Source organism: Sphingopyxis selenitireducens, assembly GCF_051550705.1.
Lineage (GTDB): Bacteria > Pseudomonadota > Alphaproteobacteria > Sphingomonadales > Sphingomonadaceae > Sphingopyxis.
Map to the genome: position 1 here is coordinate 475,102 of NZ_JBPULG010000001.1, position 26,749 is coordinate 501,850.

Sequence of the window (26,749 nt, forward strand, 5' to 3'; positions counted from 1 at the left end):
ACAAAGAACGAACGCCACCCCTTTCCCAATCTGGTCACCCCGGACTTGATCCGGGGTGACGAAGAGAGGCAGCGACGGTTCATTTTGCGCGCCCGTTGCTCTAGGGGGTTGGGCAACGACCGAATCACCTTCCCAAAGGAAAGCCCGCGCCATGAAATTCTTCGCCGACACCGCCGAAATCGCCGACATCCAGGAACTCGCCGCGACCGGCCTGCTCGACGGCGTCACCACCAACCCGTCGCTGATCGCCAAGTCGGGCCGCGATTTCAAGGAAGTGACCCGCGAAATCTGTGCGCTGACCAACGGCCCCGTTTCGGCCGAAGTCGTCGCGCTCGACCATGCGACGATGATGCAGGAGGCCGAAATCCTCCGCAAGATCGCCGACAATGTCTGCATCAAGGTCCCGCTGACGATCGACGGACTCAAGACCTGCAAGGCGCTGACCAGCGACGGCACGATGGTCAATGTCACGCTCTGCTTCTCGGCGGCGCAGGCGCTGCTCGCCGCCAAGGCCGGCGCGACCTTCGTCTCGCCCTTCGTCGGCCGTCACGACGACAATGGCTTCGACGGCATGCAGCTGATTGCCGACATCCGCCTGATCTATGACAATTACGCCTATGACACCGAGATCCTCGTCGCGAGCGTACGCCACGGCATCCACGTGCTCGAAGCCGCCAAGATCGGCGCCGACGTGATGACCGCGCCGCCGTCGGTGATCAAGGGGCTGTTCAAGCATATCCTGACCGAAAAGGGCATCGAAGGCTTCCTCGCCGACTGGGCGAAGACCGGACAGTCGATCTGACTCTAACCGTCGCCCCCGCGTCCATATCGTCGCCCCCGCGAAGGCGGGGGCCGCTGGTAACCTTGCGCAAGGCCGATAGCGGCCCCCGCCTTCGCGGGGGCGACTGTCTCGATCCTTGCCCTCGCGTTCCTCTCACCCTTTACAGTTGACGTAAACGTTAACTTCGGTCGATAGTTTTCCCTGACAGCCGGGATTCGCCTTATCGCGGCCCCGGCCCATGGGAGAGAGATGCATGACCGACACCGCCGCACCCGCCGTTCTCACGGAGCGTCAGGGCCACGTCCTGATCGTCACGATCAACCGGCCCGAGGCGCGCAACGCGATAAACGCCGCGGTTCATACCGGCATCGGACTCGCTCTCGAAGAAGCCGAAAACGACCCAGAAATCCGCGTCGTGATCGTCACCGGCGCGGGCGAGAAAAGCTTTTGCGCAGGCGCAGACCTTGTCGCGCTGTCGCGCGGCGAGATGCTTCAGCCCGAAGACAAGGCGCAGCAGGCGTGGGGTTTCGCGGGCATGGTCGCCCACCCGATCTCGAAACCCATCATCGCTGCGGTCAACGGCTTCGCCTTTGGCGGCGGCTGCGAAATCGCGCTGATGAGCGACCTTGTCGTCGCCGCCGATCATGCCCAATTCGGCCTGCCCGAAGTCAAGGTCGGGCTGTTCGCCGCAGCCGGCGGCGCCTTCCGCATCGTCAAGCAATTGCCGCAGAAGGTCGCGATGGAGCATCTGCTCACCGGCGACCCGTTCGATGCGCAGGCCGCACTACGCTATGGTTTTGCCAACCGCGTAGTTCCGCTCGCCGACCTTCTCCCAACCGCAATCGCGCTCGCCGAAAAAATCGCGGGCAACGCCCCGCTGTCGGTGCAGGCGTCGAAGCGCGTCGCGCTCCGCATCGCCGACGGCCAGATCGCCGGGGACGACGCGCATTGGGCCGACAACAGCCGCGAACGCAAAAAACTGATGGCCAGCGAAGATGCGCGCGAAGGACCGCGCGCCTTCGCCGAAAAGCGCAAGCCCGAGTGGAAGGCACGCTGACCATGACGATGATCATGACCGATCCCGAACGCATCCCCGTCATCATCGGTGTCGGACAGGTCAACGACCGGCCCGAAGACCCCGACCTGGGGCTCGACTCGCTGGGGCTGATGGTCGCGGCGCTCAAGGTCGCCGAGGCGGACGCCGGCGGCGGGATTCTGGCCGATCTCGACAGCCTCGCGATCGTCGACCAGATCAGCTTTCGCGACCTTGGCAACCTCTGCGAACCGCTTGCCGCTGCGATCGGCGCCACCCCGGCGGTCAATTATCAGTCGGCCGCGCCGCACGGCGACACGCCGGTTCGCCTCCTCAACGAAGCGGCAAACCGCATCGGCGCTGGCGAAATCAAGCTCGCCGCGATCGTCGGGGGCGAAGCGCTGCGCACCGCCGCCGGCCGCGCCGCCAAGCGCGCGCTGGGTGAGGACAAAAGCTATAATGCGGTGCGCGCGGTGTCGAACCGGCGCGAGCCCAATTATGCACAGCTCCACGGCCTGTCGGCGCCGGTCGATGTCTATCCGCTCTATGAAAATGCGACCCGCGCTGCCTGGGGTCAGAACCTCACCGAAGCACAGGGTGAAAGCGCCGCCATCTGGTCGCGCTTCTCCGAAGTCGCCGCGGCGAACGATGGCGCGTGGATCCGCAAACCCGCGAGCCCCGACGCCATCCTGACCATCGACGAGCGCAACCGCCCGATCGCCTTCCCCTATTCCAAGTTGATGGTCGCCAATTCGTCCGTGAACCAGGGCGCGGGCTTTGTCGTCACAAGCATCGCCGAGGCGTGGCGGCGCGGCATCCCCGAGGACCGGCTGATCCATATCGGCATGGGCGCTGCGGCGAAAGAAACCGCGAACATCCTTCACCGCGACCGCTATGACGGCAGCGTCAGCATGGAGACGAGCATCAACCGCACGCTCGATCTCAACGGCATGACCGCTGCGGATTTCGACCATGTCGAACTCTACAGCTGCTTCCCCTGCGTGCCCAAAATGGCACGGCGCACCCTCGGCTGGCCGGTCGACCGCCCCGCCACTGTATTCGGCGGACTGACTTTCGGCGGCGGCCCGATCGCCAATTATATGAGCCACGCGATCGTCTCGATGGTCGAAAAGCTGCGCAGCGAAGGCCGCTATGGCTTCCTGTTCGCCAATGGCGGTTTCGCGACCGACAATCATTGCATCATATTGGGCAAAGAGCGCATCGCCGCCGCCAGCTTTCCGCAGGATTTCGACTATCAGGCCGAAGCCGATGCCGCGCGCGGCGCGGTGCCTGAACTGGTCAAGGATTATGCGGGACCGGCAACGATCGAAACCTACACCGTCTTTTACGGCCGCGACGGGAGCCCGAAGGCCGGTGTCGTCGTCGCACGGACCCCCGAAGGTGCCCGAACGCTGGCGCATGTCGATGTGAGCGACGGCGCAATGCTGGCCTTTCTGACCGACGGGGCCGCCGAACCGGTGGGTACGGCGGGGCAGATCGTTTCGCTGGGCGAGGATCGCTTCGGCTGGCGCGCGGCCTGATCTTTCTCCCTTCCGCCTGCGGGAGGGGGACCGGTCAAATCGCGAACGACACCCCTTGGCATAGCTTTGCAACTTGCGGTTCGCCGGTTATCGCAGCACAGGGGCGAGGCAAAGCAAACCGAAAACGGGAGAGTCCGCCGTGTCGTCCGAATTGCCCCCTTCCGAACCCCTGATCCCGGTCCCGGCCGACGCCGCCGCGAACACGCACTGCACCGCTGCCGACTATGACCGGCTCTATGCGCAGAGCATCGACGATCCCGACGCCTTCTGGGCCGAGCAGGCGAAGCGTATCGACTGGATCAAGGCGCCGACGAAGATCGCGGGCTGGTCGTTCGATCCCGTAGAGATCAAATGGTATGAGGATGGCGTCCTCAACCTTTGCCACAACGCGGTCGACCGTCACGTCGCCGCCGGGCATGGCGACCGCACCGCCATCATCTTCGAGCCCGACGCCCCCGATGGCGAGACGCGGACGATCAGCTATGCCGCGCTGCTCGCCGACGTCATTCGCATGGCGAACACGCTGAAAAAGCTGGGCGTCCAAAAGGGCGACCGCGTCACCATCTATATGCCGATGATCCCCGAGGGCGCGGTCGCGATGCTCGCCTGCGCGCGCATCGGCGCAGTCCACAGCGTCATCTTCGGCGGCTTTTCGCCCGAGGCGATCCACGGCCGGATCGAGGATTGCGCGAGCGACTGGGTGATCTGCGCCGACGAGGGTTTGCGCGGCGGCAAGCGGATTCCGCTGAAGGCCAATGTCGACAAGGCGCTCGAACGCGTCGATGTGAAGGCCGTGCTCGTCATCGCGCACACCGGCGGCGACATCGTCATGAAGGAAGGCCGCGACCATTGGTATGACGCGCTGTCGTCCGAGGTCGGCGACACCTGCCCGTGCGAGCCGATGAATGCCGAAGATCCGCTGTTCATCCTCTATACCTCGGGCTCAACGGGCAAGCCGAAGGGCGTGCTCCACACCGTCGGCGGTTACAGCGTCTGGACCGCAAGCACCTTCCATTATGGTTTCGACTATCGCCCCGGCGAAATTTTCTGGTGCAGCGCCGATATCGGCTGGGTCACCGGCCACAGCTACGTCGTCTATGGCCCGCTGCAAAATGGTGCGACGAGCCTGATGTTCGAGGGCGTGCCCAACCATCCCGGCCACGACCGCTTCTGGCAGGTTGTCGACAAGCATCGGGTCAACATCCTCTATACCGCACCGACCGCAATCCGTGCGCTGATGCGCGAGGGCGACGATTATGTGACCCGTCACGACCTCAGCTCGATCCGCCTGCTGGGCAGCGTCGGCGAGCCGATCAATCCCGAGGCATGGCGCTGGTATCATCAGGTCGTCGGCAAGGGCCGCGTTCCCGTCGTCGATACCTGGTGGCAGACCGAAACCGGCGGCATCATGATCACCACCCTGCCCGGCGCGCACCCGATGCAGCCGGGCAGCGCGGGGCGCCCCTTCTTCGGCATCCGCCCGCAGCTCGTCGATGCCGAGGGCGGCGTGCTTGCCGACGAACAGATTGGCGGCGCGACCGAGGGCAATCTGTGCATCACCCACAGCTGGCCGGGTCAGGCGCGCACGCTTTACGGCGATCACAAGCGCTTTGCCGAGACCTATTTCTCGACCTATCCCGGCAAATATTTCACCGGCGACGGCTGCCGCCGCGACGGCGACGGCTATTGGCGGATCACCGGGCGCGTCGATGATGTCATCAACGTGTCGGGCCACCGCATGGGCACCGCCGAAGTCGAAAGCGCACTCGTCCTGCATGACCTCGTCGCCGAGGCTGCGGTCGTCGGCTTCCCGCACGATATCAAGGGTCAGGGCATTTACGCCTATGTCACATTGAACGCCGGGGTCGAGCCGACCGACGCGGTTGCCGCCGCGCTCAAGCAACAGGTCCGCACCGAAATCGGTCCGATCGCGACCCCGGACCATATCCACCTGACCGCGGCGCTCCCCAAGACCCGCTCGGGCAAGATCATGCGCCGCATTCTGCGCAAGATTGCCGAGAATGATTTCGGCTCCTTGGGCGACACGTCGACGCTCGCCGATCCGAGTCTGGTCGACGGGTTGATCGAAGGGCGAAAGAATAGGTAGTCCCTTAAATCCCGTTCGCATCGAGCGAAGTCGAGATGCCCGTCGGTGTTGCGCAAGGCCGAGAGGTGTCTCGACTTCGCTCGACACGAACGGGACGTGGGCTTCGTTCGTTTCCTAAAAATGAAAGTCCGGCAGTTCGGCCAGCGCCATTCCCAGCGCCTCGGCCCAACCGTCGGCAACGCTGTCGAAATAGGGATCGTCGCGCTCGAACCGCCGTTCGCGCACCGTGGTGAAATCGTCGCGCTCATGAACGCGCAAGTCGATCGGCAAATCGACCCCGGCATTGGCGCGGATCGTCGAATCGAATGAGACGCAAAGCAGTTTCACGGCATCCTCGAACGACATCGCGGGGTCATAGGACCGCACGATGATCGGGCGTCCATATTTCGTCTCACCGATCTGGAAGAAGGGATTATCCTCCCCTGCCTCGATGAAATTGCCCTCGGGATAGATCAGGAACAGCCGCGGTTCGGCGCCCTTGATCTGCCCGCCGACGATCAGCGAGGCGCGGAACAGTGATTCGGCGGCCGGCCCTTCGGCGCCGTGGCGCATCACGATCTGGCGCAGCGTCTCGCCGATGATCGTTGCGACCGCGAACATCGACGGCGCCGCAAGGATCGACGGATTGCGTTCCTCGGGCGCCTTGGTGCGCTCGTCGAGGATGCTCACCACGGCCTGTGTCGTCGCGAGATTTCCCGCCGACATCAAGGTGATGACGCGCTCGCCCGGCATGTGCCAGCTGCGCATTTTGCGGACCTGGGAAATGTCGTCGACACCGGCGTTGGTGCGGGTGTCCGACATGAACACCAGTCCCTTGTTCAAACGCATGCCGACGCAATAAGTCATGTTCTTCCGGTTTCCTGAGGCTGCCCCGGTCCGGCTTATTGCTGGACCTGCAACTGAACAACCAGATTTTCCTGCGCCGCACCATAGCGCATGCCGCGAACCGGGGCGGCATCGCGATAATCGAGCCCGGTCGCGACGCGGATATAGCGCTGGTCCGGCGAATGGCCATTGCTGACGTCAAAGCCGATCCAGCCAATATGCTCGAAATGCGCCTCGGCCCACGCATGGGTCGCATCCTGATGCGTCCGGTCGTTCATCATCAGATAGCCCGAAACATAGCGCGCCGGATGGCCCAGGTGCCGCATCGCGGCGATGAAGATGTGCGCATGGTCCTGACACACGCCGCCTTCACCCCCCAACGCCTGCTCGGCAGTCGTCTCTGCATCGGTCAGGCCGATGCGGTATGCCAGCCGGTCGATGATCAGCCCCGACAGCACGTGCGCGCGCTCGATCTCGCTGGCATGATCGCGGCCGAGTGCGGCAACCAGCCCGCGCACCTGCCGCCCCGCACGCGTGAGCGCAGTCGGGCGCAAAAAGCTCCACAGCGGCATCGCCCCGCGGTGCGCCCCGATTACCCCGTCCCATGTCTCCAGCTCGACCTCGCCGCGACAGCGGATGACAAGCTCGCTGGCTCCGCCCTGCACTGTGATCAGGTCGACGCCATTGCCATGATGATCGGTATAATGAAGCTGTTGTTCGCCGCCCTCGACCTCGATCGTCCAGTCGACCACGCGCTGTTGCCCGGGCCGGTCCTTGGGCATCAACCGGAGCTGCTGCAGCGCATAGCCGACCGGAGCGTCATATTGATAACGGGTGGTATGTTCGACACGCAGCTTCATGGTCATTCCACAAACCGGTAATCGCGCTCGATCTGCCGCGCGAGCGCGGCATTGGCGCGAAGAAAGCCGGTGACATATTCGTGCAGCCCGCCATCGAAGATCGACTGGATCGGCCCGGCGAGCCTTTCGCGGTTCAGCGCCGCCGCCATCCGCCCCGCCTCGGTGGGTTCGCCATAGCCCTCGGCCAGCTGCGCCAGATTATCCTCCATCCGCTCGCAGCAAAAGGCCAGGCTGCGCGGCATCTGGCGATAGAGGATCAGGAATTCGGCGATCTTCAGCGCGCTGATCTCGGCGCCATAAAGCCAGCGATAGGCGCGGTGCGCCGACACCGAACGCAGGATCGTTTCCCACTGCACATTGTCGATCGAGGTCCCAATGTGCGCGACCGAGGGCAGCAGCAGATAATATTTGACGTCGAGGATGCGCGCGGTGTTGTCGGCGCGCTCGAGCAACGTGCCGAGCAGCGAGAAATAATAGCCGTCGTTGCGCAGCATCGTCCCGTTGATGGCGCCCCGCACCTGCGCGCTTTGCTGACGGATCGTCGTCAGCACATCGGGCAGGTCATCCTCGCGCACCGGGCGCTTGAGCAGCGCGACGAGGGTCATCCAGCTGGTGTTGACCGCCTCCCATGTCTCGCGGGTCAGCGCCGTGCGCGCAGTACGGGCATTGTCGCGCGCCTGCTTGACCACCGACATGATGCTCGACGGATTGGCCGGGTCGCGCAGCAGGAAATCGATCACCCGCGCCGAGCTATAGTCGCCGTGCGCGGCCTGAAACGCCTGATTGACCCCCGCGGTGACCAGCACCGATTTCCATTCGGCAGCAGCGGTCGACGAACGGGTGAGAGCGATGCGAAACCCCGCGTCGATCAGCCGCGCATTATTCTCACTGCGCTCGAGGTAACGCGCCATCCAGAAGAGCGAACCAGCGGTTTTGCCTAGCATATGACCACCCACGTCGCCCCCGCGAAGGCGGGGGCCGCTTGCGATTTACGCAGCCGCGAAGAGTAAGACCGACAACGGCCCCCGCCTTCGCGGGGGCGACGATCCAAGTGCGAAACGACACCCACCCCCATCAATCCTCCAGCACCCAGGTGTCTTTGGTCCCGCCGCCCTGACTGCTGTTCACCACCAGCGAACCACTGGTCATCGCCACACGCGTCAGGCCGCCCGGCGTAATCGTCACCCCCTGCGGCGACATCAACACAAAGGGCCTGAGGTCGACGTGGCGCGGCGCCAGTCCCTTTTTGGTGAAGATCGGCACGGTCGACAGCGACAGCGTCGGCTGCGCGATATAATTGCCGGGGTTTGCCTCCAGCTTCGCCCGAAAGGCCGCGAGTTCCTTCTTGCTCGCGGCGGGGCCGACGAGCATCCCATAGCCGCCCGACCCATGGACTTCCTTGACCACCAGTTCGGGCAGGCGGTCGAGTACCTCGCGCAGATGCTCGGGCTCCGAACAGCGCCACGTCGGCACGTTGGGCAGCAACGCCTTCTCGCCCGTATAAAATTCGATGATGTCGGGCATATAGCTGTACAGCGCCTTGTCGTCGGCGATGCCGGTCCCCGGCGCATTGGCGATGGTGATGCCGCCGGCGCGATACACGTCCCAGATGCCGGGTACGCCGAGCATCGAGTCGGGGCGGAAATTCAGCGGGTCGAGATAATCATCGTCGACGCGGCGATAGAGGACGTCGATCGCCTTATACCCCTGCGTCGTGCGCATCGCGACGCGTCCGTCGACGACGCGCAGGTCATGCCCCTCGACCAGTTCGGCGCCCATATGGTCGGCGAGGAAGCTATGCTCATAATAGGCGCTGTTGTGGATGCCGGGGGTCAGCACCGCGACCGTCGGGGTTCCCCCGCACGCCGGCGGCGCGCACGCCGCCAGTGATTTGAGCAGGTTGATCGGATAATCGCTGACCTCGCGCACCGGAATTTTCGCGAACAGTTCGGGGAACATCTGGAGCATCGTTTCGCGATTTTCCAGCATGTACGACACGCCCGACGGGGTGCGGGCATTATCCTCCAGCACGTAAAATTCGTCGGCGCCGGTACGCACGATATCGGTCCCGCTGATATGGGTATAGATGCCGCCCGGCGGGTCGAGCCCCATCATCATCGGCAGGAAAGCGTCATTCCCGGCGATCAACGCGGTCGGCACCCGGCCTGCGCGCAAGATTTCCTGCCGGTGGTAAATGTCGTGAAGAAAGGCGTTGAGCGCGCGGACCCGCTGTTCGATCCCGCGCGACAGGCGGCGCCACTCGCTCGCCGCGATAATCCGCGGCACGACGTCAAAGGGGATCAGCCGCTCGTCGGCGTCGGCCTGACCATAGACGTTGAAAGTAATCCCGGTGGTGCGGAAAAAGGCTTCGGCCTGCTGGGTCTTGCGCTGGATGCGCGCCGGTTCCTCGGCCTCGAACCACCCGCAATAGTCTCGATAGGGCGACCGGGTTCCGCCCTCCTGGCTCATCATCTCATCGAAAAAAACGGAAATGCGCCAGCCCTTTCCACGCAACATGCCATCATCCGGCCGCACCCGATTCGGTATGCGCGGCCCCTTATGTTCCAGCTGCTGCGTCGCCCGGCCGCTACATGGCGGCCAAGCTTATGGGAAAGATGCTAGTCATGCGCTCGCACCTTGGCAAGCGGCGTCGCGACCTGTGTCCGTCGCCCCCGCGAAGGCGGGGGCCGCTATCGGCCTCGTACAAGGTTTCCAGCGGCCCCCGCCTTCGCGGGGGCGACGGCCTGCAATCAAATCGCCCCGTGGCAATGCTTGTATTTGCGGCCCGATCCGCACGGGCACGGCGCATTGCGGCTGAGTTCGAGGTCCGCATAAGGATTCTCGCCCTGCGGCATATCGGGGCGCGGGATCTGCATCGGCGGCAGCGTGTTGGCGATCACCCCGATCGACCCGTCATCGATATCGGCGCTGTTGTCGTCGCCGGTGAAGGGATCGATGTGCGTGGTCAGGAAGTCGGGCAGCTCGGGAAGCGGCATCGGCTCGGGCTCTTCCATCCGCAGCTCAAGTCGGGCGATCGTCCGCGTCACATCCTCGCGAATGTTCGACAGCATGCGTTCGAACAAAGCAAAGGCTTCCTGCTTATATTCGTTGATTGGCTGTTTCTGCGCATAGGCGCGCAGGAACACGACCTGACGCAGTGCGTCCAGGGTCGACAGATGCTCTTTCCATTGATGGTCGAGCGTCTGGAGCAGAACCGATTTTTCGATTCCCTTCCAGGTTTCCTCATCAACCTGCGCGGCCTTTTCGGCTGCGACCGCATCGGCCAGCTGCTGGATGCGTTGCTCGAAGATTTCGGGATCGACCGCGTCTTCCTGCATCCAGTCGTCGATCGGCGGCTGAAGGTCGAGGATGTTCGCGACCCGCTCCTTCATCTGCTCGATATTCCATTGTTCGGGATAGCTGCCTGCGGGGCACGCGTCGGCGACGATCGCATTGACCGTTTCGGCACGCATCGCGATCATCACCTCGTCAACGGTTTCGCTGTCGATGATCTCACCGCGCTGTTCATAGATGACCTTGCGCTGGTCGTTCATGACGTTGTCATATTCGACGACCTGCTTGCGGATGTCATAATTCCGCGCTTCGACCTTCTTCTGCGCGGTCTCGATCGCCTTCGACAGCCACTTCGACCCGATCGCCTCGCCGTCCTCCAGATTCTTGTTCATCATCTTGGAAAACAGCGTGTCGGGACCAAAGATACGCAGCAGATCATCGTCGAGGCAGAGGTAGAATTTCGAAAGCCCCGGATCGCCCTGACGCCCTGAACGGCCGCGCAGCTGGTTATCGATACGGCGGCTTTCGTGGCGCTCGGTCGCGAGCACGAACAGCCCGCCCGCAGCCTTCACCGCTTCGCGTTCGGCGGCGACTTCCTCATGGATGCGCGCGATCCCGGCTTCGCGCTCGGGGCCCTCGGGAACATCCTTCAGTTCGTCGTCGATACGGAATTCTTCGTTGCCGCCGAGTTTGATGTCGGTGCCGCGACCCGCCATGTTGGTCGCGATCGTCACCGCGCCGGTACGCCCGGCCTGCGCGACGATATGCGCCTCACTCTCATGGAAACGCGCGTTCAAGACGCTGTGCGCGACATTTTCCTTTTCGAGGAAGGAGGAGAGAAGCTCCGACTTTTCGATCGATACCGTGCCGACGAGCACGGGCTGGCCGCGCTCCTGCGCCTGCCGGATCGTCTTGGCGATGGCGCCGAACTTGTCGGTGATATTCTTGTAGAATTCATCCTCGTCATCCTGCCGCGCAATCGGCCGGTTGGTCGGAATGGTGACGCAGTTCATCTTGTAAATGTCGAAGAATTCCGCCGCTTCGGTGGACGCGGTGCCCGTCATCCCCGAAAGCTTCGGATACATGCGGAAATAATTCTGGAAGGTGATCGACGCGAGGGTCTGGTTCTCGGGCTCGATATTCACGCCCTCCTTCGCCTCGACCGCCTGGTGCAGGCCGTCGGACCAGCGGCGTCCGTCCATCATGCGGCCGGTGAATTCGTCGATGATCACGACCTTGTCGTCCTTGACGATATAGTCGGTGTCGATGCGGAACATCTGGATCGCCTTCAGCGCCTGATTGACGTGATGAACGATCTGGGTGTTTTCGATGTCGTAAAGATTATTGCCCTGAAGCAGTCCGGCGTCCTCGAGCAGCCGCTCGACATGCTCGGTGCCGTCTTCGGTCAGATTGATCGACTTGGACTTTTCGTCTTTCTCGAAATCATCGTCGGTCAGATTGAGGACGACCTCGTTGACGCGAATATACAGCTCCGACTTGTCGTCGGTGGGTCCCGAGATGATCAGCGGGGTGCGCGCTTCGTCGATCAGGATCGAATCGACCTCGTCGACGATGCCGAAGTTGAATTCGCGATGGACCATCTGCTGACGGTCGAACTTCATATTGTCGCGCAGATAATCGAAACCCAGCTCGTTGTTCGTCGCATAGGTGATGTCGGCATTATAAGCGTCGCGCCGTTGCATTTCGTTGAGGTTCGGAACGATGATCCCGGTCGACAGACCAAGGAAGCCATAAACCGCGCTCATCCATTCGGCATCGCGGCGGGCGAGATAGTCGTTGACGGTCACGACATGGACGCCCTTGCCCTCGATCGCGTTGAGATAGGCGGGCAGCGTCGCCATCAGCGTCTTGCCCTCACCCGTCGCCATTTCGGAAATTTCGCCGCGGTGAAGGACGATGCCGCCGATCATCTGGACATCGAAATGGCGCATCTTCAGCGTGCGCTTCGCCGCTTCACGCACCGTCGCAAAAGCTTCGGGCAGAATATCGTCGAGCGTCTCGCCGCCGGCCAACCGGTCGCGAAACAACTGCGTCTGTCCGCGCAACGCCTCGTCGTCGAGTGCCTCCAGCGCGGGTTCGAAAGTATTGATCTTCTCGACGATCTTGCGGATCGAGGCGACATAACGGTCGTTGGACGAACCGAACAGGCTCTTGGCGAGGCCAGCAAACATAAAAATTTCCTTGGATATTTATACGGTTATCGCGGCCGAACGGCCGTTTGAATAGGGATAAGCCCCGTATGACGAGGCGGCGTCTGCATGCAGACGCGGGGCAGCGCAGCTATTCGAGCGCGCGATCGCTGCCGATGAGAAATCCGGGAAGATGCGGGGCAGCGGTTTTGCGCACCTTGCGGCCGGAACCGCTGGACGTGCGCCGCGTCGGGGTCGTCGCGGCGGGGCGGCGTTCGTTGTCGCCCATCTCGGCCTGCGCACCCGTCTCGGCAAGCAGGACAAGTGCGCCCATCGCCGCCGGAACGGCCGGCGCGGCAACCGCCCGGTCGGCGGTCGCCAGGCCGGTCAGCAATGCCAAAAGGGTCAGCAACAACCGCAAGAAAAGCCCCTGTTTACGTCGAACGCAAAATTTATAGCGCTCTGGACGCTGAACATAGGGTGAAAGCGCCAATCCGTCCAGAGCCTGTCCGCCCGATAACCAGCGGCCCGATAACCGCCAGAATACGGCCGTCATCCCGAAACATATATATTTGCACCTTGACCTTCGCCGCGGCTTTGCACCATCTAATTGACAATTATGTAAGGAGAGCCAGGGTGGCGCGGAAGGCAATTTTCATTACCGGCGGCGGGTCGGGCATCGGCCGCGCAGTCGCGCGCCACTTTGCGGGTCAGGGCTGGTTCGTCGGAATCGCCGACGTCAATGTGCAGGGGATAGACGAAACCGCGGCCCTGCTGCCCGACGGTGCGTCGTCACGCCATGTCATGGACGTGCGCGACCGCGATCAGTGGAGGGCCGCGCTCGACGCCTTTGCCTCGGCCAGCGGCGGCCGGCTCGATGTGTTGTTCAACAACGCAGGCATCGGGTCGGGCGGCCAGTATCTGGACATGGATCCGGCCGAGGCCGACCGGCTGATCGCGATCAACTTCGGCGGTGTCGTCAACGGCGTCTATGCCGCAATGCCGCTGCTGCGCGCGACGCCGGGATCGACGATCCTCAATACCGGATCGGCATCGGGCTTCTACGGCGTCGCGGGCCTTGCCGTCTATTCGGCAACCAAATTTGCGGTGCGCGGGCTGACCGAGGCGCTGGAGATCGAGTTCGACAAATATGGCATCAAGGTGCGCTCGCTGATGCCAGGATTCATCGACACTCCGCTGCTCGATCAGGTCAGCGCCGACAGCAATGAACCCGCACGCAACCGCCTGTCAGAAGGCGGCTTTGAAATCGCTCCCGTCGAACGTGTTGCCGAGGCCGCATGGGAAGCCGTGCATGGCGACCGGGTCCACACGCCGGTCGGCAAAATGGCGAAACGCATGTCGCGCATCGCGCGCTGGTTCCCCGGACTGATCATGCGCCAGGCGAAGAAGATCGACCGGCTGGGCGCAGTGGGCGGACACTAAAACGGACGCCCCCTCCCGCGATCGGGAGGGGGCCGATCACTTCCCCGTCCCGCACGTCACCGTGCCGCTGCCAATATTACGCACCGTGCACACCGGCTTACCCAGCACGACCGTTTTCCCGACGCCCCGCGCGGTGATTGCGGCGCTCTTGACCGCACGCATCATATGCTCGCCCGCGCCCTCGCTGTCGCTGGTCAGCGCATCGACCGACAAGGCGGCCGCATCCACGCTGCCGGCGCCCGACAAGGTCATCTGCGCCTGCTTGACCTGTCCGCCCAGCTTCATCGCGCCATTGCCGATCATCGCGACCGACAGCCGGTCGCTGCTCACTGTGTCGACCGTCAACCGCCCCGGACCGCGCAGTCCGATCGCGACGCGCGTACCCTTCAGCCGGTCGATCTGCAGCGACCCCGCCCCGACGAGCGTCGCCGATCGCAGATTGGCCGCGTTGATGCGGATCGTTACCGCGCCGCGCGGCGCCCGGCGCGCCTCGTCGCCCGCGAATTTTCGCTCGCTGATCACCAGCCGCCCATCGCGCGCCTCGATGCTGATCCGGTCGAGTGCGTCCTGCGGTCCGGTCGCGATCGCGCTCACCGGCGCGCGGGCCGTTACTTCGACCGCAACATCGGCCAGCACCTCAACCGCCTCGAAACTGGTCAGGCCATAGCGTTTTTCAGCCGCCGACGCGGGGCTGATCGCTAGCAGGGTCATCGTCGCCATCGCGGCGCATCGCAGGGCAAAGGTCATGGCGCCGCCTTAGCCGCTTCGCCGCAGCGGCGCCACGACATCGTCATTTGCAGGTCGCGGTGCCCGACCCCATCTGCTTGGTCGTGCAAGTCGCACCACCAGCGATCTTGGCGTCGCCCGATCCCAATATGCGAATATCCGCGGTGTCCGTTGCCTGTGCATCGACATTCCCGGAACCGGTGATGGAAACCTTCAGCGTTTTAGCAACCAAACCGTCCGCATCGACGTCGCCCGATCCAGTGACGCTGATCTCGCCCGCTCCGACAGTCCCGCCGCCAATCTCGAGATCGCCCGACCCCGATAGCGTCATCTCCGCACGGTTGCCGGAGAGCTTGGCGACCTTGAGGTCACCCGATCCGGTGACCACGGCCTCGACAGCGTCGCCATCGACACGGTCGGCGTCGATCGAACCCGAACCGGTCAGCCGCGCCTTGATCAACCGCGGCATGGTGATCGCAATATCCAGATCGTCCTCGTCGCGATTTGAAAGGCTGAAACCTTCGCGCTTGCGCCCGATCGACAGCGTCGCCCCGTCGAGCTTGATATCCAGCCGGTCGAGGGTTTCCTTGCGCCCGCGTGCCGTGATTGAAAACGCATCGCCCTGGCGAATGGTAATATCGTCGGGCCCGGTCACCTCGACGCCGGTAAAGCCGGTCAACGCATACGACTGACTGACGATGGGGCCGACATGCGACGGCGGGCCCGCTTCGCTCCGCTCGCCCTGCTTCTGGTCGCCTGGCGCGGCACCGTTACATCCCGTCACGAGAGCCAGCGGTAAAATCGCCATCATCCAGTTACGCATCGCAAATCTCCTTCGTGTATTATCCGCATAACACGCAATTGACGCGACTGTCCAGCAGCCTGCCATCTTGTCGCCACCTTCACGTTGCAAAGGCAAGTCTTCCCTTCACGTGAGAACGACCATGAGTGTGGCATTCCGCCGCGAAAGCGACGACGAGCATAAGGAACCCGCGTTCGAGCTGCCCATCGCGGTCGGCCCGAATCTGGTGACTGCGCGCGGACTACGACTGCTTGGTGAAGAGGTCATGCAGATCGAAGCGGAGATTGCGACGACGCCGGATGAAGAAGCGCGCAAGAAAATGCAGCGCCGGCTGCGCTATTTTCACACCCGGCAATCCACCGCCGAAGTCCAGACCCCGCCCGAGGAAGGCATCGTCGGCATCGGCGCGCGCGTAACCTATCGCCTCAACGGCGCCGAACGCACCGTCACCATCGTCGGCGGCGATGAAGCAGATCCGGCGCGAGGCCACATCGCCTTTTCGGCCCCGCTCGCCCGCGCGATGATGGGCGCCGAGTCCGGCGAAAGCGTCGAGTATCAAGGCCGTGAGGATGCGATCGAAATCCTCGCCGCAAACGCCGACCCGGAGGTACAGGCATGAAGGACAAGTTCGAGCGCCATCGCCAGTCGTGGACCGCGGCCGAGATCGACAAGCTGCACACGCTCGCGAAGAAGGGCATGGCTCTGAAAGCCATCGCCAAGGCGCTGACGCGCAGCGAGGAATCGGTGAAGGATCGCGCCAAAGCGGATGGCCTCCCGATCGCGAAGCTGCGCTAGGCCCTTCTATGTCCACCAATGAATTTGACGCCATCGTGCTGGGTGCCGGCGCGGCCGGACTGATGTGCGCCGCGACCGCAGGACAGCGCGGGCGGCGCGTGCTGCTGCTCGACCATGCCGATCAGGTCGGCAAGAAGATCCTGATTTCGGGCGGCGGACGCTGCAACTTCACCAATGTGAACACGCGCCCCGATCGCTTCCTTTCGGCGAACCCGCATTTCGCCAAATCGGCGCTCGCGCGCTACACGCCCTCCGATTTCATCGCGCTGGTGAACGCCCATGGTATCGCATTTCACGAAAAGACGCTGGGCCAGCTCTTCTGCGACGGATCGGCGAAGCAGATTGTCGCGATGCTACTCGACGAAGCCGCGAAAGCCGGGGTCGATGTCCGCTGCGGCCAAACGGTCGGCGAAGTCACCCACGCCGACGGCCGTTTCGGCGTCCGTTTCGGCGATCAGAATTTCACCGCCCCCAACCTCGTCATCGCGACCGGCGGGCCATCGATCCCCAAAATGGGGGCGACCGGCCTTGCCTACGATCTCGCCCGCCAGTTCGGATTGAAGGTCGTCGAGCCGCGCCCCGCGCTCGTCCCGCTGACGCTCGGCGGCGACGACGTGCTTTTCCGCGAACTTTCGGGCATCGCCGCGCCGGTCGAGGCACGGGCGGGCAAGGCGGCGTTCCGCGAAGCCGCGCTCTTCACCCATCGCGGGCTCTCCGGTCCGGCGATCCTGCAGATCAGCAGCTATTGGCGCCACGGCGAACCGGTCACGATCGACTTTCTGCCCGACATGCCATCTGGCTGGCTGACAGACGCCAAGCGCAGCCGCCCACGCACCACCGTGCGCGCAGTGCTCGGCGCACAGCTTCCCGACCGGCTCGCTGAAACGCTCGCCGAACGGCTGGCGCTGCCCGGCGAACTTGCCGCCCAGACCGACCGCAAGCTGGCCGATGCCGAAGCGCGTCTCGCGCGCTGGAGCTTCCATCCCAATGGCACCGAAGGCTTTGCCAAGGCCGAGGTGACCGTGGGCGGAATCAGCACCGCCGGCCTGTCATCGCAATCAATGGTGGCCAAAACCGTTCCTGGGCTGTATGCGGTCGGCGAGGCCGTAGATGTCACAGGGTGGCTGGGCGGCTATAACTTTCAATGGGCCTGGGCCAGCGGCAACGCTGCCGGTCAGGCGATTTGACCCATTTAGGCCCCTTTCCCCCTGCCCCTCACCCATTTGGGTGACGGCAATCTATTGAGATCATAATGTCTTTTGAAAATCTGTCCCCCGTCCTTTCGGACGCGCTCAGCGCGCGCGGCTATGAAGCCCTCACCCCCGTTCAGTCGGCCGTTATCGAATCGGAAGCGCATGGCCGCGACCTGATCGTGTCGGCGCAAACCGGTTCGGGCAAGACCGTCGCCTTTGGCCTCGCCATGTCCGATCAGTTACTTGAAGGCGACAAACTGCCCTTCGCGACCTCGCCGCTGGCGCTGATCATCGCGCCGACCCGCGAACTCGCGCTTCAGGTCAGCCGCGAACTCGGCTGGCTCTATGCCAAGGCCGGCGCGCGCATTGCGACTTGCGTCGGCGGGATGGACGCCAGCAAGGAACGCCGCGCGCTCGGCCAAGGCGTCCAGATCGTCGTCGGCACCCCTGGGCGTCTGCGCGACCACCTCGAGCGCGGCGCGCTCGACCTGTCGGCACTGCGCGTCGCGGTGCTCGACGAAGCCGACGAAATGCTCGACATGGGCTTTCGCGACGATCTCGAGGAAATTCTCGACGCCACGCCGGCGACCCGCCGCACCCTGCTTTTCTCGGCCACCATGCCGAAGCCGATCGTGCAACTCGCCAAGCGCTATCAACAGAATGCGCTGCGCATCTCGACCGTCGGCGAAGATCGCGGCCATGGCGACATCGCCTATCAGGCGGTTACCGTTGCGCCCGCCGACATCGAAGGCGCGGTGATCAACCTGCTGCGCCTGCACGAAGCCGAAACCGCGATGCTGTTCTGCGCGACACGCGACAATGTGCGTCGTCTGCACGCCAGCCTCGTCGAGCGCGGTTTCGCCGCCGTCGCCTTGTCGGGCGAGCATAGCCAGAACGAACGCAACCACGCGCTGCAAGCGCTGCGCGACCGCCGCGCCCGCGTCTGCGTCGCGACCGACGTCGCCGCGCGCGGTATCGACCTTCCGACACTCAGCCTCGTCATCCACGTTGAAATCCCTCGCGATGCCGAAGCGCTTCAGCACCGTTCGGGCCGCACCGGCCGCGCGGGCAAAAAGGGCACCGCGGTCATCATCGTCCCCTACCCGCGCCGCCGCCGCGTCGACGGCATGCTGCGCGGTGCGCGGATCAACGCCGAATGGATGGACGCTCCGACCGCCGCAGACGTGCGGGCACGCGATCAGGAACGACTGATCGAGAAACTGCTCGCTCCCGTCGAGCATGAGCCGGAAGATCTGGAGCTCGCGCAGCGCCTGATGGCCGAGCGCAGCGCCGAAGATATCGCCGCATCGCTCGTCCGCGCGCACCGCGCGCTGATGCCGCCGCCCGAAGATCTGCTCGACAACAGCCCGCGCGGCCGCGAGCGCCCCGAGCGTGGTGAGCGCGGAGAGCGCCCCGAACGCGGCAGCGCCGATCGCCGCGACGGCTTCGAGGACAGCGTCTGGTTCAAGATCAATATCGGCCGTCACCAGAATGCCGATCCACGCTGGATCCTGCCGCTGCTCTGCCGCCGCGGCCATGTGACCAAGGGCGAAATCGGTGCGATCCGCATCGGCCCCAAGGAAACGATGTTCAACATTCCGCGTGCGATCGCCGATCGCTTTGCCGAGGCCGTGGTGCGCAGCGCCAATGAGGATGGCGAGGACGACAGCGGCGTCGCCATCACCCCGGCACCCGACGGCCCGACCTATCCGCCGCGCCGCGACAAGGGTGGGCATCAAGGGGGTCCGCGCGACAGCGCGCCGCGCGCAACGCTGGGCCGCGCGCCCGGCGGCGAACGCGGCTTCGGCGATCGTTCGGGCCCGCGTGGCCCGGGCGGCTTCGGCGATCGCTCCGGCCCCCGTGGCCCCGGCGGCAAGCCGCCTTATAAGGCGAAGCCCTTTGGCAATAAGGGCGGACCGCGCAAGCCGAGCCGATAAACATATTCAACCCCTCCCCTTCGGGGGACGGTCTTTGATCGCACCGCCCTTGCGCCGCCCTCCCTGCTGCCCCAAATGGACCGGACAGCAGGAGAGCGGCGATGCAAGCGATCGAAGCCTTTATCGAGGAACAGGGTGGCCCCGAGGTCATCCAGTGGCGCGTGCGGACGCTCGGCGATCCCGGCCCCGGCGAAGTCCTCGTGCGCCAGCGCGCCGTCGGGCTCAACTATATCGACATTTATCATCGCGACGGCACCTATCCGGTCAGCCTTCCCGGCGGACTCGGGGTGGAGGCCGCAGGTGACGTGCTGGCGGTCGGCGAAGGGGTCCACGGCCTCGAACCCGGCGACCGCGTCGCGACCTTCGGCCCCGAGCGCAGCGCCTATGCCAGCGTGCGCATCCTGCCGGCCGCATCGCTTTTCAAACTTCCCGCCGCGATCGACGACGAGGTCGCCGCCGCCGCGCTGCTCAAGGCCTGCACCGTCGAGGCGCTCGTCGAACGCTGTGCAAAGATCGAGGCCGGTGCGCAGGTCCTGGTCCACGCCGCCGCGGGCGGGGTCGGGCTGATCCTCGTCCAATGGCTGAAGGCCATCGGGGCGACGGTGATCGGCACCGTCAGCACCGAGGCGAAGGAACATGCTGCACGCGAAGCCGGCGCCGATCATGTCATCCGATACAAGCAGGATGATGTCGCGGCGCATGTCCGCGAAATCACCGACGGTCAGGGCGTGTCCACGACCTTCGACGGCATCGGCATGGCGACCTGGCCGGTGTCGCTGAAAGCCACCGCACGGCGCGGGCTGATCGTCAGCTATGGCAATGCCGGCGGGCCGGTGACCGGGGTCAATCTGGGCATCCTCGCGCAGCACGGCTCCCAATTCGTGACCCGGCCGACCCTGTTCGACTATTATATCCACTCCGGCGAACGTGCGGCAGGTGCGGCGCGGGTGTTCGAGATGATCGAAAGCGGCGCGGTCAAGGTCACCGTGGGCCAGCGCTATGGATTGCAGGACGTGGCAAGGGCGCATGCCGATCTGGCGGCGGGACGGACGACGGGTTCGACACTGTTGATACCGTGAAAAGCCCCTCCCCCGAGGGGGAGGGATTTTCTCTTCAAACCTTCAACCGCTCCGCATGCCACGCGACATGTTCGGCCATGAAGGTCGAGATGAAATAATAGCTGTGGTCATAGCCCGGCTGCATGCGGATCTCGGCCTTTTGCCCCGCCTGCTCGCACGCCTCGGCCAGCAGATGCGTCTTGAGCTGTTCCGCCAGAAAGCCATCGGCCTCGCCCTGATCGACCAGCAGGTCGGGAACCCGCGCCCCGCCCGCGATCAGCGCGCACGCGTCATAGGCGCTCCACGCTTCGCGATCCGCGCCCAGATAATGGCCGAGCGCCTTCTCGCCCCACGGGCATTGCAGCGGCGCGACGATCGGCGAAAAGGCCGACACCGACCGAAAGCGGTCGGGGGTGCGCAGCGCCACCGTCAGCGCGCCATGCCCGCCCATCGAATGGCCGCTGATCCCCTGCCGCGTCATATCGGCGGCGGGAAATTCGCGCAGGATCAAGGACGGCAGCTCGTCCTCGACATAGGAGCGCATGCGATAGTTCGCCGCCCAGGGTTCCTCGGTCGCATCGACATAAAAGCCCGCGCCCAGCCCGAAATCCCACGCGCCCTCGGGATCGTCGGGGACGCCCTCTCCGCGCGGGCTGGTATCGGGTGCGATGAAGATGATGCCATGCTGCGCACAGGCGGCGCGATATTCGCCCTTTTCCATCACATTGGCGTGGGTGCAGGTCAGCCCCGACAGATACCAGAGCACAGGCAACTTAGCGCCCGGCGCGTGATCGGGGATAAAGACCGCAAATGTCATGTCGGTGCCGGTGGTCGCGCTGGCATGTTTGTACACGCCTTGCGTCCCGCCATAGCTGCGAACGGTGGAGAGGATTTCGAGGGTCATTGGGGTTCCTGCACGGGAATGGAAGCGACGATCGGTTGATGCCCCCAATGGCGCAGCAGGTCCAGTATCGCCGCGCCCGAAAGCCCCAGCGTCGCGGTGTTGCGCAGCGGATGGACGTTGACCGGATCGGATACCGCAAGCCCGGCGTCGAGAACGACCGCGATGCTTCCGGGCGCAGCGTTGATCGCGGCGAGCGGAGTTACCGAGCCCGGCGCGATGCCGAGCAGCCGTTTCATATCGTCGGCCTTGCCGAAGCTCACGCGCTTGCTGCCGATCGCGGCGGGCAAAGCCTTCAGGTCGACGCGCGCTTCGGCGGGCACGGTGACGAGCCAAAAGGCGCCGCCGGCGTCCTTCAGGAACAGATTTTTGGTGTGCGCTCCCGGCACGGCGGCGTTCACGGCGTCGCTCTCGGCCACCGTGAACACCGCATCATGTTCAAAGGCGGCGAAGGGGACGCCGAGAATGCCCAAATCCGCCAGCAATCCCGCTTCGCCGCGCATCATCATCAGGGCATGCGATGCATGGCGCAGACCTTGTTGCCGGTCGGGTCGCGCAAATAGGCGAGATATAATTTCATGCCATTGCCTTCGCGCACGCCCGGCGGGTCTTCGATCGCCTTGCCGCCAGCGGCAACGCCCGCCGCATGCCATGCGTCGGCCTGTTCGGGGCCGCTCGCGGCGAAACCGATGGTGCAGCCATTGCCGACCGTCGCGGGCTCACCGTCGATCGGCGCGGTGACAAGAAACAAGCCGCCATTATGCACATAGATCAGGCGGCCCTTGTCGTCCTGGAACCCCGGCTTGCCACCGAGCGCCTGGAAGGTCGCATCGTAAAATTTCTTTGCGGCGTCGAGGTCGTTCGCGCCGACCATATTGTGACTGTACATCGCTCTCTCCTTTTTTTCGTTGCGAATCGCTACTGACTTGTGCGCGCAGTCTCAGCGAAAAACCACTGTCTTTCGCCCGTCGATCAGCACCCGCTGTTCGGCGACCCAGCGCACCGCCTTCGCCAGCACCTGCGCCTCGATATCGCGGCCGGTGCGGATCAGATCCTCGACGCTGTTGCGGTGATCGACGCGCTCGACCGCCTGTTCGATGATCGGCCCCTCGTCGAGGTCGCCGGTGACGAAATGCGCGGTCGCACCGATCAGCTTGACCCCGCGTTCGTGCGCGCGGTGATAGGGTTTTGCGCCCTTGAAGCCCGGCAGGAAGCTGTGGTGAATATTGATGCAGCGCCCCGCCAGCTTCGCCGACAGGTCGCTCGACAGCACCTGCATATAGCGCGCGAGGACCAGATAATCGGCGCCCGCATCGGCCATGACCTGCAGGATCGCCGCTTCCTGTTCGGCGCGGTTCGCATCGCTGACCGGCAGATGGTGAAAAGGCACGCCATGCCATTCGGTCAGCCGCCGCAGATGTTCGTGGTTCGACACGACGCCCGCAATGTCGATCGCCAGATTGCCCGTCGACCAGCGATGGAGAAGGTCGTTGAGACAATGGCTGCCCTGCGACACCGCAATCACGAAGCGCGGCTTGGCGGCGCTGTCGCTGATCCGTGCGTCCATCGCAAAGCGTTCCACGATCGGCGCGAACGCCGCTTCGATGCCGGCGAGATCGTCCGGAAAGGCCGGTCCCGCGCCGCGAAACGCGACGCGCATGAAGAAGCGCCCCGAACCGAGATCGGCATATTGCTGGCTGTCGAGGATGAAGCCCTCGCGCTCTGCAAGCAGCCCCGTCACCGCCGCGACGATACCGACCGCATCGACGCAGCTGAAGGTCAGGACGAAGGCAGGCTGATCCGTTTCCATCAGGCGACCCGGTGCGTTGCGCAGAGCTTGTTGCCCGCAGGGTCGCGCAAATAGGCCAGATAAAGCTGCCGCCCCTCGGTTCCGTGACGGATGCCCGGCGGATCTTCGATCATCATGCCGCCGTTCGCGGCGCCCGCGGCATGCCACGCATCGACCGCCTCGGTCGACGCGGCGGCGAAACCCAGCGTGCCGCCATTGGCGCCGTGCGCGGCCTGGCCGTCGAGCGGTTTGGTGATCAGGAAGCGTCCGCCCGCGTGCGAATAGATGAGCCGCCCCCACGCATCGACGGCGCCCGGCGGAACGCCAAGCGCGCCGAGGGCTGCGTCATAGAAACGGCGCGCGGCCTCGATATCGTCGGCGCCCAGCGCCACATGACTGAACATGCCGGCCTCAGAACACGACGACGGAGCGGATGCTTGTCCCCGCATGCATCAGATCAAAGCCCTTGTTGATTTCCTCCAGCCCCATGACGTGGGTGATCATCGGGTCGATCTCGATCTTGCCCTGCATATACATGTCGACGATCTTGGGAACGTCGGTGCGGCCCTTCGCGCCGCCGAACGCGGTGCCGCGCCAGTTGCGCCCGGTGACGAGCTGGAACGGGCGCGTCGCGATTTCCTTGCCCGCCTCGGCGACGCCGATGACGATCGAGGTGCCCCAGCCGCGATGGCAGGCCTCCAATGCGGTGCGCATCACTTCGGTATTACCCGTGGCGTCGAAGGTGTAGTCGGCGCCGCCGTCGGTCAGCTGGACGATTGCCGCGACAACTTCCTCCCGGCTCATGCCCTTGGTGTTCAGGAAGTCGGTCATGCCGAACTTGCGGCCCCATTCCTCGCGGTCGGGGTTGATGTCGACGCCGATGATCTGATTCGCGCCCGCGAGCCGCGCGCCCTGAATGACATTGAGGCCGATCCCGCCGAGACCGAAGATGACGACATTGTCGCCGACCTGCACCTTTGCCGTGTTGATGACGGCGCCGACGCCGGTGGTGACGCCGCAACCGATGTAGCAGCTCGACTGGAAGGGCGCGTCCTGACGGATTTTCGCGACCGCAATCTCCGGCAGCACGGTGAAGTTGGAGAAGGTCGAGCAGCCCATATAATGGAAGATCGGCTGGCCCTTGTACGAAAAGCGCGTGGTGCCGTCGGGCATCAGCCCCTTGCCCTGCGTCGCACGGATCGCGGTGCAGAGGTTGGTCTTGCCCGACAGGCAGCTTTTGCACTGGCGGCATTCGGGGGTGTAGAGCGGGATGACATGGTCGCCGGGGACGACGCTGGTCACGCCCGCGCCGACTTCGCGCACGATCCCGGCGCCTTCATGGCCGAGAACGCTCGGGAAAATGCCCTCGCTGTCGAAGCCGTCGAGCGTATAGGCATCGGTGTGACAGATGCCCGTCGCCATGATTTCGACCAGCACTTCGCCCGCCTTCGGGCCTTCGAGGTCGAGTTCGACGATTTCGAGCGGCTTTTTCGCTTCGAACGCAACGGCAGCGCGGGTCTTCATGAGCGGGTCTCCTTTTCAGCCGTCCCAATCAGGCAAACGCCGCAGCAATGCAAGATGCGAGCGCGTCGTGCCCCGCCATGCACGTCGGGCCGGTCGCCGAACGGGCGCGTAATTTTATTCCAAAGTATAGGAAGTACAGGGCGCGTCCCCCCTTGTTTCGCCTCCCCGGCAGCGGTTGCGGGCGGCAGGATGGCGGGTGCAACGCGCATGCGGGAAAGGGTGAAACATGTCACGAGGGACAGGTATGCCCGCGCAATATTGTAGGACAGCATTTTCCGGGTGCGGCTTCCCCTATTTCGTCTTGCCCCCTTTTTCGTCACCCCGGACTTGATCCCGGGTCCAGCTGTTGGAATTACAGCCTGCCGATGCATTCAAAAGCGGGACCCCGGATCAAGTCCGGGGTGACGATGGAAGTAACCTGGTGATCAACATTCCACGACGCTGACCGCCAGCCCGCCCTTCGAGGTTTCCTTATATTTGTCGCGCATGTCGCGGCCGGTTTGCAGCATCGTGACGATCACCGTGTCGAGGCTGACGACATGGGTGCCGTCGCCGATCATCGCGATGCGGCTGGCGTCGATCGCCTTGATCGCGCCCATCGCATTGCGTTCGATGCACGGGATCTGGACAAGGCCGCCGATCGGATCACAAGTGAGGCCGAGGTTGTGCTCCATGCCGATTTCGGCGGCATTTTCGACCTGTGCGTTAGTGCCGCCCAAGGCCGCCGTCAGCCCCGCCGCCGCCATCGAGCAGGCGACGCCGACTTCACCCTGGCAGCCGACCTCGGCGCCCGAGATGCTGGCGTTGCGCTTGTAGAGTGCACCCACCGCGCCCGCGGCGAGCAGGAAGGTGCGGACCCCGGCGGCGTCGCCGCGATAGCCGCGGCGGTAGAAGCGGATCACCGCGGGGATGATCCCCGCCGCGCCGTTGGTCGGCGCGGTGACGACCTTGCCGCCTGCAGCATTTTCCTCGTTTACCGCCATCGCCCACAGGTTGATCCAGTCCATCATCGCGAGCGGATCGATCAGATTGGTTTCGTGGCGGTTGCGGATGTCGTCGGCGATCTGCGGCGCGCGGCGCTTGACCTTGAGGCCTCCCGGCAAAATTCCGGTGCTCGAACAGCCCGCGTCGATCGAGGCATCCATCGCCTCCGCGATCGCATCGATACCCGCCGTCACCTCGTTCGGCGGGCGGTGACGCACTTCGTTGGCGAACATCATTTCGGCGAAACTGAGGCCCGACGCCTTGCCCATCGCGATCAGGTCGGCGCCCGAGGTGAAGGGATAGGGCAGTTCGACCTCGTCCTCCGCGCCGCGGCTGTTGCGGCCCGCCTCATCCTCGTCGACGACGAAGCCGCCGCCGATCGAGAAATACATGCGCTTGGCGAGGATTTCGCCCTCCCCGTCGCGCGCCGTCAAGCTCAAGGCATTGCTGTGGAACGGCTGACGCTGGCGCATCTGGAAATGCAGGTCGCGCTTTGGCTGGAAACGGACGCGCTGACGCCCAAGGAGATAGATGCAGCCTTCGTCACTCGCGCGGTCCCAATGGGCGCGGATCGCGGCGAGGCTGGTCGATGCGGGAATTTCGCCCGCGAGGCCCGCGACGATCGCGGTATCGGCGGCGTGGCCCTTGCCGGTCAGCGCGAGCGAGCCATAGAGATCGGCTTCGACATGCGTGGTGCGATCGAGCAGTTCTTGCTCGTCCAGCCAGACGGTGAAACGGCGGGCGGCGACCATGGGGCCGACGGTGTGCGAGCTGGAAGGGCCGACACCGATTTTGAAGAGTTCGAAGAGGCTGATCGTCATCGCGGCGCTATAGGAGAAGCCACGCCGTCGGGATAGGCCCGCGGGGAGCAATTTTCGTTACGGCTTGCAAGAAAAATCTTCCCTGCCGCGAGGCGATGGGGAAGGATGCGCAGCCTTGCCGCAAAGCGACTGGGCGAAGTGGGATGGAGGTGCGGGTGCGACCTGGCGCCATGCCAAGATCACAC

Annotated in this window: 25 protein-coding genes; 10 read left to right on the forward strand and 15 right to left on the reverse strand. The window is 64.3% G+C overall.

Going from position 1 to position 26,749, the window contains the following annotated elements; translation table 11 throughout:
• The first annotated feature begins 151 nt into the window (after positions 1 to 151).
• From fsa to acs, 4 genes are all read left to right on the forward strand, one after another.
• Positions 152 to 802, forward strand: a complete 651-nt coding sequence (gene fsa, locus ACSYDV_RS02100) for a fructose-6-phosphate aldolase (RefSeq protein ID WP_438322081.1) — start codon at positions 152 to 154, stop codon at positions 800 to 802.
• A gap of 232 nt (positions 803 to 1,034) precedes the next feature.
• On the forward strand, positions 1,035 to 1,838 hold the full coding sequence (locus tag ACSYDV_RS02105) for an enoyl-CoA hydratase-related protein (protein ID WP_438322082.1): 804 nt from the start codon (positions 1,035 to 1,037) through the stop codon (positions 1,836 to 1,838).
• A gap of 8 nt (positions 1,839 to 1,846) precedes the next feature.
• Entirely contained in the window at positions 1,847 to 3,355 is a 1,509-nt protein-coding gene (locus ACSYDV_RS02110) for an acetyl-CoA acetyltransferase (RefSeq protein WP_438322825.1), read from the forward strand.
• Between the two features lie 169 nt (positions 3,356 to 3,524).
• Positions 3,525 to 5,462, forward strand: coding sequence for an acetate--CoA ligase (gene acs / locus ACSYDV_RS02115; RefSeq protein ID WP_438322826.1), 1,938 nt, complete (start codon positions 3,525 to 3,527; stop codon positions 5,460 to 5,462).
• Between the two features lie 114 nt (positions 5,463 to 5,576).
• Here the strand turns inward: acs and ACSYDV_RS02120 are convergent, their stop codons facing one another.
• The 6 genes from ACSYDV_RS02120 to ACSYDV_RS02145 form a co-directional block, all read right to left on the reverse strand.
• Positions 5,577 to 6,308 carry a proteasome-type protease gene (locus tag ACSYDV_RS02120; protein WP_438322083.1) on the reverse strand — a complete coding sequence of 244 codons (732 nt, stop codon included), beginning with the start codon at positions 6,306 to 6,308 and terminating at the stop codon, positions 5,577 to 5,579.
• 35 nt (positions 6,309 to 6,343) lie between these two features.
• Entirely contained in the window at positions 6,344 to 7,147 is an 804-nt protein-coding gene (locus ACSYDV_RS02125) for a transglutaminase family protein (protein ID WP_438322084.1), read from the reverse strand.
• Between the two features lie 2 nt (positions 7,148 to 7,149).
• A complete protein-coding gene (locus ACSYDV_RS02130; RefSeq protein ID WP_438322085.1) occupies positions 7,150 to 8,091 on the reverse strand; it encodes an alpha-E domain-containing protein in 942 nt (313 codons plus the stop codon).
• A gap of 130 nt (positions 8,092 to 8,221) precedes the next feature.
• The gene (locus ACSYDV_RS02135; protein ID WP_438322086.1) at positions 8,222 to 9,664 is read right to left on the reverse strand and encodes a circularly permuted type 2 ATP-grasp protein; all 1,443 of its coding nucleotides are present in this window, start codon (positions 9,662 to 9,664) and stop codon (positions 8,222 to 8,224) included.
• Between the two features lie 233 nt (positions 9,665 to 9,897).
• Positions 9,898 to 12,633, reverse strand: a complete 2,736-nt coding sequence (secA, locus tag ACSYDV_RS02140) for a preprotein translocase subunit SecA (protein ID WP_438322087.1) — start codon at positions 12,631 to 12,633, stop codon at positions 9,898 to 9,900.
• Positions 12,634 to 12,742: 109 nt separating this feature from the next.
• Positions 12,743 to 13,012: a hypothetical protein gene (locus tag ACSYDV_RS02145; RefSeq protein ID WP_438322088.1), complete on the reverse strand. Its 270-nt coding sequence runs from the start codon at positions 13,010 to 13,012 to the stop codon at positions 12,743 to 12,745.
• 215 nt (positions 13,013 to 13,227) lie between these two features.
• On the opposite strand from ACSYDV_RS02145, the gene ACSYDV_RS02150 reads away from it, so the two are divergent.
• Positions 13,228 to 14,034, forward strand: coding sequence for an SDR family oxidoreductase (locus ACSYDV_RS02150; protein WP_438322089.1), 807 nt, complete (start codon positions 13,228 to 13,230; stop codon positions 14,032 to 14,034).
• Between the two features lie 36 nt (positions 14,035 to 14,070).
• Here ACSYDV_RS02150 and ACSYDV_RS02155 read toward each other — a convergent pair whose 3' ends face one another.
• Together ACSYDV_RS02155 and ACSYDV_RS02160 are read right to left on the reverse strand one after the other, a co-directional pair.
• A complete protein-coding gene (locus ACSYDV_RS02155; protein ID WP_438322090.1) occupies positions 14,071 to 14,781 on the reverse strand; it encodes a head GIN domain-containing protein in 711 nt (236 codons plus the stop codon).
• Positions 14,782 to 14,824: 43 nt separating this feature from the next.
• Positions 14,825 to 15,583 (reverse strand): head GIN domain-containing protein, encoded by a 759-nt coding sequence (locus ACSYDV_RS02160; RefSeq protein WP_438322091.1) that lies wholly within the window; start codon positions 15,581 to 15,583, stop codon positions 14,825 to 14,827.
• A gap of 121 nt (positions 15,584 to 15,704) precedes the next feature.
• On the opposite strand from ACSYDV_RS02160, the gene ACSYDV_RS02165 reads away from it, so the two are divergent.
• The 5 genes from ACSYDV_RS02165 (at position 15,705) to ACSYDV_RS02185 (ending at position 20,566) form a co-directional block, all read left to right on the forward strand.
• Positions 15,705 to 16,181 carry a GreA/GreB family elongation factor gene (locus ACSYDV_RS02165; RefSeq protein WP_438322092.1) on the forward strand — a complete coding sequence of 159 codons (477 nt, stop codon included), beginning with the start codon at positions 15,705 to 15,707 and terminating at the stop codon, positions 16,179 to 16,181.
• Complete coding sequence (locus ACSYDV_RS02170; protein ID WP_438322093.1) at positions 16,178 to 16,357, forward strand: hypothetical protein; 180 nt, start codon at positions 16,178 to 16,180, stop codon at positions 16,355 to 16,357. Before ACSYDV_RS02165 ends, ACSYDV_RS02170 begins: the two co-directional genes overlap by 4 nt.
• A gap of 8 nt (positions 16,358 to 16,365) precedes the next feature.
• Positions 16,366 to 17,544 carry a BaiN/RdsA family NAD(P)/FAD-dependent oxidoreductase gene (locus ACSYDV_RS02175; protein ID WP_438322094.1) on the forward strand — a complete coding sequence of 393 codons (1,179 nt, stop codon included), beginning with the start codon at positions 16,366 to 16,368 and terminating at the stop codon, positions 17,542 to 17,544.
• 65 nt (positions 17,545 to 17,609) lie between these two features.
• On the forward strand, positions 17,610 to 19,487 hold the full coding sequence (locus tag ACSYDV_RS02180; protein WP_438322095.1) for a DEAD/DEAH box helicase: 1,878 nt from the start codon (positions 17,610 to 17,612) through the stop codon (positions 19,485 to 19,487).
• Positions 19,488 to 19,588: 101 nt separating this feature from the next.
• A complete protein-coding gene (locus tag ACSYDV_RS02185; protein ID WP_438322096.1) occupies positions 19,589 to 20,566 on the forward strand; it encodes a quinone oxidoreductase family protein in 978 nt (325 codons plus the stop codon).
• Between the two features lie 34 nt (positions 20,567 to 20,600).
• On the opposite strand, the gene fghA is transcribed toward ACSYDV_RS02185, so the two are convergent.
• The 7 genes from fghA to ACSYDV_RS02220 form a co-directional block, all read right to left on the reverse strand.
• Positions 20,601 to 21,449 carry an S-formylglutathione hydrolase gene (fghA, locus tag ACSYDV_RS02190; protein WP_438322097.1) on the reverse strand — a complete coding sequence of 283 codons (849 nt, stop codon included), beginning with the start codon at positions 21,447 to 21,449 and terminating at the stop codon, positions 20,601 to 20,603.
• Positions 21,446 to 21,955 carry a prolyl-tRNA synthetase associated domain-containing protein gene (locus ACSYDV_RS02195; RefSeq protein ID WP_438322098.1) on the reverse strand — a complete coding sequence of 170 codons (510 nt, stop codon included), beginning with the start codon at positions 21,953 to 21,955 and terminating at the stop codon, positions 21,446 to 21,448. Before ACSYDV_RS02195 ends, fghA begins: the two co-directional genes overlap by 4 nt.
• Positions 21,955 to 22,335: a VOC family protein gene (locus ACSYDV_RS02200; protein WP_438322099.1), complete on the reverse strand. Its 381-nt coding sequence runs from the start codon at positions 22,333 to 22,335 to the stop codon at positions 21,955 to 21,957. Before ACSYDV_RS02200 ends, ACSYDV_RS02195 begins: the two co-directional genes overlap by 1 nt.
• A gap of 51 nt (positions 22,336 to 22,386) precedes the next feature.
• Positions 22,387 to 23,256 carry a formyltetrahydrofolate deformylase gene (gene purU / locus ACSYDV_RS02205; protein WP_438322100.1) on the reverse strand — a complete coding sequence of 290 codons (870 nt, stop codon included), beginning with the start codon at positions 23,254 to 23,256 and terminating at the stop codon, positions 22,387 to 22,389.
• Complete coding sequence (locus tag ACSYDV_RS02210; RefSeq protein WP_438322101.1) at positions 23,256 to 23,639, reverse strand: VOC family protein; 384 nt, start codon at positions 23,637 to 23,639, stop codon at positions 23,256 to 23,258. Before ACSYDV_RS02210 ends, purU begins: the two co-directional genes overlap by 1 nt.
• A gap of 7 nt (positions 23,640 to 23,646) precedes the next feature.
• The gene (locus tag ACSYDV_RS02215; protein ID WP_438322102.1) at positions 23,647 to 24,759 is read right to left on the reverse strand and encodes an S-(hydroxymethyl)glutathione dehydrogenase/class III alcohol dehydrogenase; all 1,113 of its coding nucleotides are present in this window, start codon (positions 24,757 to 24,759) and stop codon (positions 23,647 to 23,649) included.
• Positions 24,760 to 25,184: 425 nt separating this feature from the next.
• On the reverse strand, positions 25,185 to 26,564 hold the full coding sequence (locus ACSYDV_RS02220) for an L-serine ammonia-lyase (RefSeq protein WP_438322103.1): 1,380 nt from the start codon (positions 26,562 to 26,564) through the stop codon (positions 25,185 to 25,187).
• Between the last annotated feature and the right edge of the window lie 185 nt (positions 26,565 to 26,749).

What these genes read in the sequence shown, in the direction of transcription:
- fsa (WP_438322081.1), top strand. Translation starts at nt 152, where the DNA reads ATGAAATTCTTCGCCGACACCGCCGAAATCGCCGACATCCAGGAACTC.
- ACSYDV_RS02105 (WP_438322082.1), top strand. Translation starts at nt 1,035, where the DNA reads ATGACCGACACCGCCGCACCCGCCGTTCTCACGGAGCGTCAGGGCCAC.
- ACSYDV_RS02110 (WP_438322825.1), top strand. Translation starts at nt 1,847, where the DNA reads ATGATCATGACCGATCCCGAACGCATCCCCGTCATCATCGGTGTCGGA.
- ACSYDV_RS02120 (WP_438322083.1), bottom strand. Translation starts at nt 6,308, where the DNA reads ATGACTTATTGCGTCGGCATGCGTTTGAACAAGGGACTGGTGTTCATG.
- ACSYDV_RS02125 (WP_438322084.1), bottom strand. Translation starts at nt 7,147, where the DNA reads ATGAAGCTGCGTGTCGAACATACCACCCGTTATCAATATGACGCTCCG.
- ACSYDV_RS02130 (WP_438322085.1), bottom strand. Translation starts at nt 8,091, where the DNA reads ATGCTAGGCAAAACCGCTGGTTCGCTCTTCTGGATGGCGCGTTACCTC.
- ACSYDV_RS02135 (WP_438322086.1), bottom strand. Translation starts at nt 9,664, where the DNA reads ATGTTGCGTGGAAAGGGCTGGCGCATTTCCGTTTTTTTCGATGAGATG.
- secA (WP_438322087.1), bottom strand. Translation starts at nt 12,633, where the DNA reads ATGTTTGCTGGCCTCGCCAAGAGCCTGTTCGGTTCGTCCAACGACCGT.
- ACSYDV_RS02155 (WP_438322090.1), bottom strand. Translation starts at nt 14,781, where the DNA reads ATGACCTTTGCCCTGCGATGCGCCGCGATGGCGACGATGACCCTGCTA.
- ACSYDV_RS02160 (WP_438322091.1), bottom strand. Translation starts at nt 15,583, where the DNA reads ATGCGTAACTGGATGATGGCGATTTTACCGCTGGCTCTCGTGACGGGA.
- ACSYDV_RS02165 (WP_438322092.1), top strand. Translation starts at nt 15,705, where the DNA reads ATGAGTGTGGCATTCCGCCGCGAAAGCGACGACGAGCATAAGGAACCC.
- ACSYDV_RS02170 (WP_438322093.1), top strand. Translation starts at nt 16,178, where the DNA reads ATGAAGGACAAGTTCGAGCGCCATCGCCAGTCGTGGACCGCGGCCGAG.
- ACSYDV_RS02175 (WP_438322094.1), top strand. Translation starts at nt 16,366, where the DNA reads ATGTCCACCAATGAATTTGACGCCATCGTGCTGGGTGCCGGCGCGGCC.
- ACSYDV_RS02180 (WP_438322095.1), top strand. Translation starts at nt 17,610, where the DNA reads ATGTCTTTTGAAAATCTGTCCCCCGTCCTTTCGGACGCGCTCAGCGCG.
- ACSYDV_RS02185 (WP_438322096.1), top strand. Translation starts at nt 19,589, where the DNA reads ATGCAAGCGATCGAAGCCTTTATCGAGGAACAGGGTGGCCCCGAGGTC.
- fghA (WP_438322097.1), bottom strand. Translation starts at nt 21,449, where the DNA reads ATGACCCTCGAAATCCTCTCCACCGTTCGCAGCTATGGCGGGACGCAA.
- ACSYDV_RS02195 (WP_438322098.1), bottom strand. Translation starts at nt 21,955, where the DNA reads ATGATGATGCGCGGCGAAGCGGGATTGCTGGCGGATTTGGGCATTCTC.
- ACSYDV_RS02200 (WP_438322099.1), bottom strand. Translation starts at nt 22,335, where the DNA reads ATGTACAGTCACAATATGGTCGGCGCGAACGACCTCGACGCCGCAAAG.
- purU (WP_438322100.1), bottom strand. Translation starts at nt 23,256, where the DNA reads ATGGAAACGGATCAGCCTGCCTTCGTCCTGACCTTCAGCTGCGTCGAT.
- ACSYDV_RS02210 (WP_438322101.1), bottom strand. Translation starts at nt 23,639, where the DNA reads ATGTTCAGTCATGTGGCGCTGGGCGCCGACGATATCGAGGCCGCGCGC.
- ACSYDV_RS02215 (WP_438322102.1), bottom strand. Translation starts at nt 24,759, where the DNA reads ATGAAGACCCGCGCTGCCGTTGCGTTCGAAGCGAAAAAGCCGCTCGAA.
- ACSYDV_RS02220 (WP_438322103.1), bottom strand. Translation starts at nt 26,564, where the DNA reads ATGACGATCAGCCTCTTCGAACTCTTCAAAATCGGTGTCGGCCCTTCC.